This is a genomic window from Deltaproteobacteria bacterium (assembly GCA_016218975.1).
Lineage (GTDB): Bacteria > Desulfobacterota > Deferrimicrobia > Deferrimicrobiales > Deferrimicrobiaceae > JAENIX01.
The window spans coordinates 17952-27209 of sequence record JACRCO010000007.1 but is presented as its reverse complement, the minus strand read 5'-3'; the positions used below and the strand labels follow the sequence as shown (position 1 = coordinate 27209).

The 9258-nt window shown below is 59.0% G+C and carries 11 protein-coding genes and 1 tRNA gene; 2 read left to right on the top strand and 10 right to left on the bottom strand.

Annotation, left to right across the window (positions count from 1 at the left end; all coding sequences use genetic code 11):
• Positions 1–75: 75 nt before the first annotated feature.
• From HY896_01245 to HY896_01210, 8 genes are all read right to left on the bottom strand, one after another.
• Positions 76–579 carry a cytochrome c3 family protein gene (locus HY896_01245; GenBank protein ID MBI5574968.1) on the bottom strand — a complete coding sequence of 168 codons (504 nt, stop codon included), beginning with the start codon at positions 577–579 and terminating at the stop codon, positions 76–78.
• A gap of 47 nt (positions 580–626) precedes the next feature.
• Entirely contained in the window at positions 627–1061 is a 435-nt protein-coding gene (locus tag HY896_01240; GenBank protein MBI5574967.1) for a hypothetical protein, read from the bottom strand.
• Between the two features lie 31 nt (positions 1062–1092).
• The gene (locus HY896_01235; protein MBI5574966.1) at positions 1093–1440 is read right to left on the bottom strand and encodes a hypothetical protein; all 348 of its coding nucleotides are present in this window, start codon (positions 1438–1440) and stop codon (positions 1093–1095) included.
• Positions 1441–1726: 286 nt separating this feature from the next.
• Positions 1727–2254 (bottom strand): hypothetical protein, encoded by a 528-nt coding sequence (locus tag HY896_01230; GenBank protein ID MBI5574965.1) that lies wholly within the window; start codon positions 2252–2254, stop codon positions 1727–1729.
• Positions 2255–2268: 14 nt separating this feature from the next.
• Positions 2269–3273: a M48 family metalloprotease gene (locus HY896_01225; protein MBI5574964.1), complete on the bottom strand. Its 1005-nt coding sequence runs from the start codon at positions 3271–3273 to the stop codon at positions 2269–2271.
• Positions 3274–3544: 271 nt separating this feature from the next.
• Positions 3545–5839, bottom strand: a complete 2295-nt coding sequence (locus tag HY896_01220; GenBank protein MBI5574963.1) for a copper-translocating P-type ATPase — start codon at positions 5837–5839, stop codon at positions 3545–3547.
• Positions 5840–5853: 14 nt separating this feature from the next.
• Positions 5854–6114: a metal-sensitive transcriptional regulator gene (locus HY896_01215; protein MBI5574962.1), complete on the bottom strand. Its 261-nt coding sequence runs from the start codon at positions 6112–6114 to the stop codon at positions 5854–5856.
• Between the two features lie 25 nt (positions 6115–6139).
• Complete coding sequence (locus tag HY896_01210) at positions 6140–6346, bottom strand: heavy-metal-associated domain-containing protein (GenBank protein ID MBI5574961.1); 207 nt, start codon at positions 6344–6346, stop codon at positions 6140–6142.
• A gap of 155 nt (positions 6347–6501) precedes the next feature.
• Here HY896_01210 and HY896_01205 point away from each other — a divergent pair.
• Positions 6502–6578, top strand: a tRNA-Arg gene (locus tag HY896_01205).
• Positions 6579–6630: 52 nt separating this feature from the next.
• Here the strand turns inward: HY896_01205 and HY896_01200 are convergent.
• Positions 6631–7074 carry a TIGR04076 family protein gene (locus HY896_01200; GenBank protein MBI5574960.1) on the bottom strand — a complete coding sequence of 148 codons (444 nt, stop codon included), beginning with the start codon at positions 7072–7074 and terminating at the stop codon, positions 6631–6633.
• Positions 7075–8190: 1116 nt separating this feature from the next.
• Between HY896_01200 and HY896_01195 the strand changes: the two genes are divergently transcribed.
• Complete coding sequence (locus HY896_01195) at positions 8191–8577, top strand: cupin domain-containing protein (GenBank protein ID MBI5574959.1); 387 nt, start codon at positions 8191–8193, stop codon at positions 8575–8577.
• Between the two features lie 145 nt (positions 8578–8722).
• Here HY896_01195 and HY896_01190 read toward each other — a convergent pair whose 3' ends face one another.
• The gene (locus HY896_01190; protein MBI5574958.1) at positions 8723–8989 is read right to left on the bottom strand and encodes a hypothetical protein; all 267 of its coding nucleotides are present in this window, start codon (positions 8987–8989) and stop codon (positions 8723–8725) included.
• Positions 8990–9258 lie beyond the last annotated feature (269 nt).

The following is a 9258-nucleotide window of genomic DNA, read 5'->3' as shown; positions in this document are numbered from 1 at the left end:
GCGCCCTCTCCCGCCGGGCATATTTTCGTGGTTTTTGCCACGGAGAACCTCCTGTACCCTGTCACCAGGTTGATGTCACGGTTTCCGGTCGAGCTTTGCCTGGGCCTTCGGGTCGTGGCACATCTCCACGCAGCCCTTCGGGTCCTTTCCCACGCTTCCCACGTCGCCCCGGTGGCACTTGAAGCAGGCGCGGTGATACGCAACCTGAAGCGTAGGCCGCCCAGGGTTGTCGATTTTATAAGCGGCTGAGTGGCAATCCCGGCACGGCCGCAGCTTGGCGAGCTTTACGTTCCTCTTGAATGCGGCGGAGTCGATGGAGTGGCACTCCGCGCACGAAACGGACGCCTCGTGTCCGTGCTGATGATGGCAGTCGGCGCACCCCCCGGCGTTGGACACGTGGGAGGCGTGGTTGAACTGCACCGGCTCGTACAGCCGGGAGATGCTTCCCAGGACGACCTTCTGCGGCATCTTCCCGCCGGCAGACGGCGCCCCGGACGCGGGGCCGGCCCCCGCTACGAGGGCCGGTGCGATGCCGATGCAGAGCGCCAGGACGGCTATTGCAAGGATCCCCTTTTTCACTTCTCTTTGCCTCCTGTGGGTAGTGATTCGTTTCCGCACGCCTGGCCCTATTTCGCGTCCTTGGCAGCCGGTTCGTCCTTCTTCTCCTCTTCCTTCGCCTTGTTCTTCTTGTCTTTCTTGCCGCCCAGGTAGGCCTCCATCGGTCTCCACCCGAACCCGGCCACGCCAAGGGCGCCTTCCAGCGCTTCAGCCGTGCGGCCGATGCACTCGCGGGCCACAGCGTACGTGAACACGAAGGGCAACGAGACGACGTAGGCCAGCCCGATGAACGGGGCGGCGGCGAGTCGTTTCAGGCTGGTCAGGACGCTCTGAGTCCCTTCCTTCCGTATATGCTCCCTGTCCTCGTTGATGGAATTCTTCAGGGTGCGGAAGGGCTTCGGCTTAAGGATTTCGACGAAGAGGATGAATCCGGTGATCGCCAGGACGGAGATGAGGTATTCCACCCCTTTGATGTGCGTCGTGAAATCGGTGAGTGTGTGCATGGTGTCCTCCCGTGTCGTATTTGGTATGTCGTTACTTCCCGTTGCTCTTCTTTTCCTTCTTGTTCTTGCCGGCCAGGTAGGCCTCCGTGGGCCGCCAACCGAAGGAGATGCTCGTCCGGACCTGTCCGAAGGCGCCGCCGAAGACCCTTCTGCCGAGCAGGTAGAACGACATGACGATGATCGTCACGGGAAGGAAAACGATGTACAGCGCCCCCGAAGCGATTCCCCAGAGAAAGAGGAGGATGAAAGGGACCTTGTAGTAGACCGCATCCTGCTCCGCGGGAAGTATCCCCTCGCTCTTCAGTTCCACCAGCCGACCGCTCTTCATGTTCCAGTACGTCCCCTCGCCGACCAGATGCCCCCCGTTGATCTTCTGCATCTTCGTATCCTCCTTTCATCGCCGTAGCGTTCGAGGCGTTTTCCCCTATGTGGCTCCCACTATAGGGACTGGGGCGTTTCCGGCCAATCGGCGAAAATACCTATTTCGGGGGGAAAGAATACCTATACGAGGGGGCTTTTTGGCGCAGATCGGCGGAGATTTCCTCCCGTTTCGGGGATTTATCCCGCCGGTAAGGGGTATTTCGGGAGGCGGCGAATGCGTCCGGAACGCAACGTTCCGATGGCCGGAAAGGCAATGCCCACGCCGGCTGGAGAGTGATTAGGCGCTATTGAAGCATGCTCTCCGCGACCTTGAGCAGCTCGATGGGTGTGGACTTCGACATGACGTCCACGTAATATTTTCCTTCCTTCCAGGAAATATGGGAGCAGGCCTCGCCTTTGGCGCAGAATCCGATCTCCAGGACGGACTTCCTTCCCTTGATGGTATAGGGGACCTTTTCCTTGAGCTGCGCGATCCGTATCTTTTCGTCGGCGCGGAACCGGTCCGACAACGACTGGGATATCACGAGCACCGTTTCCTTCGTGCCGATCTGCTCGAACTCCATCACCACCGCAGGATACGGTTTGCCCTGTGCAAGGATCGAGGACGGGGGCCAATTAAGTTTTTCCGGGAAATATGAAGGTATGATGACGTCACGGATGTTCAGACTCATCTTCATTTCTTCGAGGTCCTTGTACTTCTTCAGGAGATCAGGCTGGGCCACGGACGGCATCCAGTTGACGAACTTCAGCCCCGCCGCAAGCAGGATCACCGCGGCGGCGAAGGCGATAAGTCCCCAAATCTTCTTCTGCATTCGGCCCCCCGGACTCAGACCACGTAATAGTTGATGGCCGCGACGGCCAGGAAGACGGCGGCGAAGGCGAACCAATCGCTCCCGGCGTCGGGCGCGTATCCCTTTTCCAGCCTGCCGATCCTGCTCTCGATGTTCAGCTTGTGGCTGTAATCCTCGAGCCTTCCGGTTACGCTGGCATCCCGCTGCCTTTCCCCGGAACGGCCTTCCTCCTGCGACAGATAAAGTTTTTTCAGGGTGGCCGCCAGCACGAGCGGTTTACCCGTCATGGACACGGCGATCTCATCGCAGATCTTTTCGTCGTCCTGGATCGACCGTCGGAACTCCAGGAGCACGACGGGATTGAAGAACATCGCTATCCGAAGGAGAAACACGATCACCATGTAGGGGCGCCGGCTCCTCGCCACATGGGCTATTTCATGGGCAAGCGCGGCCTGGAGCTGTTCCACGTCGAGCAAACCGACGAGACCCGACGACATGAAGACCGATCCTTTTCTTCCCGTGGAAGAAAATATCATCGGGTCCTCGTCGTCGATCACGTAAATATCCGGCTTTTCCACCGGCAGCGGGGCAAGGGCCTCCGCGACGGCAGGTTCGTCCGCCTCGCGGATCTCGCCGGGCGCGGGCTTACCCGATGCGAACGCGTGCTTCATCACGGGGAAAAGCTCCTGGAAAAAAAATACCAGGGAGGTCATGAAAAACACCAGGATAAGCACCGCCCCGAGCGGAATGGACCCCGGAAGCTCGACGCTCATCCACCGGCTGCTGTCGAACAACGCACCCATCCTGAAATAGACCGAGTTCCTTGCGGAATCGATTGTCTTGAAAATCGGGAAGGAAAAGATCGGGAAGACCACGGCGAACAGCAGGAATTTCTGGCGGGAGGACGGGCTGCGGATCTTCCAGCTCTTCAGTGCGATCTCCACGACGGCGCCGGCGATCGCCGAATGGAAAAATGCCTGGGTTGCGTAAGCGCCGGGGTAGGAGTCGAAGAAGCGCGACAGATCCATGCTAGTCCGCATTTCTCGCCAAGCTTCTGCCGCGGCGGCGGATACGGGCATGTCTACTGCGTTGCGCTCGGTCGGGCTCCTCGACGTAGTTTAAACTACGCCTGCGGTGCCCTCGGTCGCGACGCCTTGTATCCATACCCGTCTCCACCGCCTCGCTACGAACCTTGGCGAAAAATACGGACCGCCCTATGATATCCATCCCGCCCGGAGAAATGAAGACGAATGAACGAACCGCGAGGGGTACCCCGTGAGGCGTGCAGAGCCCGCAAGGGTGTATCCAGCGTCAAGGCCGGAATCGGCGCAACCGGAGGGCGTTCGAGACGACGGTCACGGAGGAGAGCCCCATGGCCGCGGCGGCGAGGACGGGGCTCAACAGTATTCCGAACGACGGATAAAGGACGCCGGCCGCCACCGGGATCAGCACCACGTTGTAGGCGAACGCCCAGAACAGGTTCTGCCGGATGTTCCGGATCGTGGCGCGGCTCAGGCGAATGGCGGCAGGCACGCCCCGCAGGTCTCCGCTCATGAGGACGACATCCCCGGCCTCGATGGCGATGTCGGTCCCGGTACCTATCGCGATTCCGACGTCGGCCTGCGCCAGGGCGGGAGCGTCGTTTATGCCGTCCCCCACCATCGCCACGATTTTCCCTTCCGCCTGGATGCCGCGCACCTCCTCCGCCTTCCTGGCGGGAGATACCTCGGCGCGGACCCGATCGATGCCGGCCTGTGCAGCCACCGCCTTCGCGGCGCGCGGGTTGTCGCCCGTGAGCATTACCACCTCTATTCCCATTCCGCGCATCGCACCGACGGCTTCCGGAGCCGTCTCCTTGATCTCGTCCGACACGGCCGCGATTCCCGCCGCCTTTCCGTCGACGGCGATGAATACAGCGGTGTTCCCTACCTCCGACAGCCGTTGCGCTTCGGGCAAAAGCGGTGCGGCATCGATCCCCGCCTCTTCCAGCCATTTCCTGCTGCCCGCATGGACCGTCCTGCCGCCGGCGACCGCCCGAATGCCGAGTCCCGGCGTGGAGACGAACGCCTCGGGAGGCGCGGGAACGATCCCTCGTTCCTTCGCGCCCCGCACGATCGCATCGCCCAGAGGGTGTTCCGAACCGGCCTCGGCGGAGGCTGCGAGCCTTAATAGCTCCCTCTCGCCTTCCGGCCCTCGGAACGAACCGTCAGGAGAGCAGCGGACTGCAACGAGCCCCGGCTTGCCCCTGGTGACCGTTCCCGTCTTGTCGAGCACCACGGCCTTCGCCTTGTGCGCCGTCTCCAGCGCTGCGCCGCTGCGGATCAGGATACCGAGCTCCGCGCCTTTGCCGGTCGCCACCATGATGGAGGTGGGCGTGGCAAGCCCCATCGCGCAGGGGCAGGCGATGATGAGCACCGAGATAGAGGAAAGCATCGCGTAGGAAAGCCGCGGCTCGGGACCGAAGGCCCACCATGCGATGAAGGTGACCGCGGCGACCGCGAGCACCGCGGGAACGAACCGCGAAGCGATGACATCCGCAAGACGGCCGATCGGTGGTTTGCTTCCCTGCGCCTCCCGGACCATCCGGACGATTCTCGCGAGGACAGTGTCCTTTCCTACGCGAGTAGCGGTGAATACCAGGCGGCCGTTGAGGTCGATAGTCCCGCCCGTCACCGGCGCCCCGGGGCCCTTTTCCGCGGGAATCGGCTCGCCGGTAAGCATCGACTCGTCGACGGATGCCGTCCCTTCCGTCACGGTGCCGTCGACCGCGATCTTTTCCCCCGGCCGGACGACGACCCGGTCTCCCTTCCGCACTTCCTCCAGCGGGACGTCGATCTCCGCTCCGCCGCGGACGACCCGCGCAGTCCGCGGCTGGAGGCCGATCAGTTTTTTCACCGCGTCGGAGGTCCTGCCCTTTGCTCGCGATTCGAAATATCTTCCGAGCAGGATCAGCACGATGATCGCCGCAGAAGTGTCGTAGTAGACGTGCGCCCCGGTTCCGCTTACAGAAAATAATTCGGGAATTAACGTGGCGGCAAGGCTGTACAGGTATGCAGCGGTCGTGCCGAGCGCGACGAGCGTATTCATGTCGGTCGTGCCGTGCTTCGCCGTCGCCCAGGCCCCCCGGTAGAAACGCGAGCCCACGTAAAACTGGATCGGCGTGACAAGGAGCAACTGGATCATCGCGCTTGCGAACGGCGAAAAAGGCATGCGTCCGGGCCCGGCAAGCATCTCCCACTGCGCCAGCAGGAATAGAGGGACGCCGAGGGCTACACCGATGCGGAGACGGGTGAGAAGGGACCTTTCCTCCTCCCGTTGCATCCGCTCCTGCCTGGCCAGCGGGTCTTCGCCCTCTTCGATGACCGGGACGGAATATCCCGCATCCGCCACGGCTGCACGCATCGCCTCTCGGTCCGCAGCCCCCGGAAGGACTTCCACCGTCGCGGAATTGGTCGCAAGATTTACGTTGGCCGACAACACCCCCGGCACCGCGGCAAGCGCCTTCTCCACGCGCGCAACGCAGGAGGCGCAAGACATGCCCTCAATGGGGATTTCCCATTTTGCGGAGTTCGTCGGTACCGTTTCCGTTGTTTCCCGCTGCGTCATTTCCGCTGGTTCCTCTATTTCAGGTACTTCTCTACGCTTGCTATCACTTCGTCGATCTTCTCCCCGGCCCCCTCTTTCTGCCTGATGGCGGTCGCCACGCAGCTCTCCATGTGATTCTTGAGGATGATCAGGGAAACCTTGTCCAGCGCCCCCTTTGCGGCAGCGATCTGGTTGATGATGTCGATACAGTATTTCCCATCTTCAACCATGCGGGTCACGCCGCGCACCTGCCCTTCGATCTTCTTGAGCCGGCCCAACGTATCGACGTGTTTCATCGATTTCCTCCCTCCCGATCCCGCCTTATTCCGCTTTGTAACCGGCTTCCCCGATAACCCTCTTAAGGGCGGCCGGGGTCACCTTTACCCGATCGAATTCAACCGTCACATTGGCGGCATCCAGATCAACCATCGCCCCGGATACGCCGTCGATCCCTTTCAATTTCACCTCCACCGCTCGCTTGCAGTGATTGCAGCTCATACCCTGAACGCCGATCGTCGTTTTTTCCACGTTTCCCCCCTCTGCAGACGCCCGATTGATTTATACCCATACCCTGTATAGGTATATAGCATTGCCTGAAGCCGGCTGTCAAGATGCGATGGAAAAAACACGGAAGGTCGCGGTCGGACTTATATGGTTTGTTTGCTATACTTCTGAAAGCCAGCGCGCCTGTAGCTCAGGTGGATAGAGCAGCTGCCTTCTAAGCAGCGGGTCCGGGGTTCGAGTCCCTGCAGGCGCGCCAATCTTTCGTTGTCGTGATATGGCCGGACTCGAACTCCAAGGCGCCGCCGTCCTCAGGGAACCTTATCTTCGACGCTCAGTTCCATTACGACCCTGCCCCAGCCGCCGCACATGACGCCGACGTCCATGCACGCGGCACGCTTGAACCGCATTCCGGCAGGATCGGCCCCGGCGTAAAAAAGCTCGTTTGCCGCGTAAATCATGGGCGCAGCCGAATGCAATGCGTAAATGCACACTTTCCCGGGACTTCGCTTCGGTAGAAGATTCCCGGCCCCGTCGAAACAGATCCTGTCTCCTACCTTGTGACGGCTGTTGCATCCGTGCGATTCCACGATCTCCAGAACGATCGTCTTTTCCATCAACGACGGAGCTTTCGACAGGACGTCCTCGTTTCTCGGATTTTCCCGGAACGCTTTCATCTCTTCTTCGTCGTACCCGAGATGCGCCTGCATGATCTTCCATTTCGCCGCGTCCCAAACCTTCTCCTTAACGCTCATCGTTTCCTCCCAAGGGAAATGCGCAGGACGGTTTGCCGCCAGGAAAATAACAAACCGACCGGTCTGTATCTAACACGGCAAGGCGGAAGAGTCAAGAAGCATAAAAGTTTAAAGCATTAAAGTGTGTTCACTGCTTGTGACAGGCCGAGGGGGATGATTCCAAGTGGAAATATGGTGAGAAATGCGGATTATGCCTTGATATTCAGGAGCAATCCTTTTCTGGAGGGCGCCGTGTTGGAGTACGGGCACGGGGGGTGAAACGGGTTTCGAACCGTAATTCCCGCCGGTCCGAAAAAATTCCTGTGATCGAAGGCAGGCGTGATCGAACGTTCATCGTCACTATAGGTAATTGCCTCGGAACGGCGCCTGTCCTGGCGCCAGGTATCGTTGACGGGGTCTAAAAAAAGCTTCCGGTCATCCCCCGCATGGACGTCCGGTTCGTGGAAGGTCAAGCTACATGAAGACCCGCCGGTTCTCCGTAATACAAATGAACGCTTCATAGCGACTTCCCTGAGTGAAAAACGCTTACCTGACTGCAATTTATTACTAAATTACCGTTAAAACGTATAAATAATAGGCAATTTGCATGCCGGAATTTTTTTTCAATACCAATCATTGATTTTATCCGGGATAGGAAATAATAAACCTTTATAAACATCCATTTATGGACCAATGGTAACGATGTCGCGAGCCAGTAATATTTGTATCGAGCCTGCATGATCGGACTTCGGACTCGAAGCGGCAATTAATTGCTTAATTTATAACTTTACGGCAACACTTCCCTGCTCTTTAAAAAAACAGCCACCAATGGCCGCTTTTCCTCCCGTTGGTTGGCGCATGCCACAATCCATCCCCTATGCCGTCACGGTAACGCCGTAACCGGGTTTCCCCGGTCGTAGAACAAACCGCTCCGTAACCCTTCGCGGTTCGGGAAAGGCCTGGCATGCCCAGGCCTTTTTTTATTCACCAATAATATGGCGGAACGCCGGATCCCCGTGTATGCGCCGGCATCTATAGATTAAATCGATTGACGGGCCAGGTAACACACTAACAGGATCGGGCAAACCGCCGTAACGACGGCAATGGAGGGCGCGGGCCTTGAAACATCAAAAAGCCATGAAAATCGCAAAAGAGTCGGCGGAATGGAGAAACTTCGACAAACCGGAAGAAGTACGTACCTTCCCCAAGGGTAAACTGGAACTGCTGACGGTTGGCGGATCGACGATTGGCCGGGCTACCCTGGAGCCGGGATGGCGCTGGTCGACTTCCGTGCAACCGATCGCAAAAACGAAAAGCTGCGAGGCGCCGCATTTCCAGTACCACGTCGCGGGAAGACTCAAGGTCCTGATGGACGACGGATCGGAATTCGAGTGCAGGCCGGGAGACATATCGCTGCTGCCTTCGGGGCACGACGCCTGGGTGGTCGGAAACGAAAACGTCGTGATCGTCGACTTCCAGGGGATGAAGGAATACGCAAAGGGCGGCCGGTACGGGGAGCGGTAAAACGCATGCCGGAACGACAATCGGCCGGGGGGCCGGGGGAGATCGTTCCCCCGGCCGCTGGCTTGAACACCTTTCAGGCGTTTACCCGCGAGAGTCCGGATAACGTTTACATGCTACGGGATTTTCTAGTCAACGGATACTCCCGTCAGGGGTAACAGATATAGGTCCACGTGCCGTCGGGGTTCTGTCTCCAATAACAGAATGGATTGATCTTGGTGATGATCTCGGCCCCTGGTGAAGCGTAAATAACTTTTTGCCCGTTGAAAGTGAGGGATCCTTTGCTGGCTTTCTTTATCTGGAGTTTCTGATTGCCCACGTTTGCAGACTTCACGTTGCCCTTCTGGTCGACATGGACCTCCATCGTTTCCCCGTTCCCCAGGTCGATCTGCCTTTTTTGTCCCATCATTTTCATGTGGCAGTGGCCTCCTTTCACAAGGTTTTCGAGATTGGTTCCTCCCCCATCCCGCCTTACGACTCACTGCATACGTTGAAACCGTCCTTTCATTCTCCTTTCCCCCCGATAGGCACCCCCTTTCTTACCCCTCCATAACCCGCATTTCTCACCAGGGTTCGTAGCGAGGCGGTGGAGACGGGTATGGCTACAAGGCGTCGCGACCGAGGGCGCCGCAGGCGTAGTTTACACTACGTCGAGGAGCCCGAACGAGCGCAACGCAGTAGACA

What these genes read in the sequence shown, in the direction of transcription:
- HY896_01240 (MBI5574967.1), bottom strand. Translation starts at nt 1,061, where the DNA reads ATGCACACACTCACCGATTTCACGACGCACATCAAAGGGGTGGAATAC.
- HY896_01195 (MBI5574959.1), top strand. Translation starts at nt 8,191, where the DNA reads ATGAAAATCGCAAAAGAGTCGGCGGAATGGAGAAACTTCGACAAACCG.
- HY896_01220 (MBI5574963.1), bottom strand. Translation starts at nt 5,839, where the DNA reads ATGACGCAGCGGGAAACAACGGAAACGGTACCGACGAACTCCGCAAAA.
- HY896_01225 (MBI5574964.1), bottom strand. Translation starts at nt 3,273, where the DNA reads ATGCGGACTAGCATGGATCTGTCGCGCTTCTTCGACTCCTACCCCGGC.
- HY896_01230 (MBI5574965.1), bottom strand. Translation starts at nt 2,254, where the DNA reads ATGCAGAAGAAGATTTGGGGACTTATCGCCTTCGCCGCCGCGGTGATC.
- HY896_01215 (MBI5574962.1), bottom strand. Translation starts at nt 6,114, where the DNA reads ATGAAACACGTCGATACGTTGGGCCGGCTCAAGAAGATCGAAGGGCAG.
- HY896_01200 (MBI5574960.1), bottom strand. Translation starts at nt 7,074, where the DNA reads ATGAGCGTTAAGGAGAAGGTTTGGGACGCGGCGAAATGGAAGATCATG.
- HY896_01235 (MBI5574966.1), bottom strand. Translation starts at nt 1,440, where the DNA reads ATGCAGAAGATCAACGGGGGGCATCTGGTCGGCGAGGGGACGTACTGG.
- HY896_01190 (MBI5574958.1), bottom strand. Translation starts at nt 8,989, where the DNA reads ATGAAAATGATGGGACAAAAAAGGCAGATCGACCTGGGGAACGGGGAA.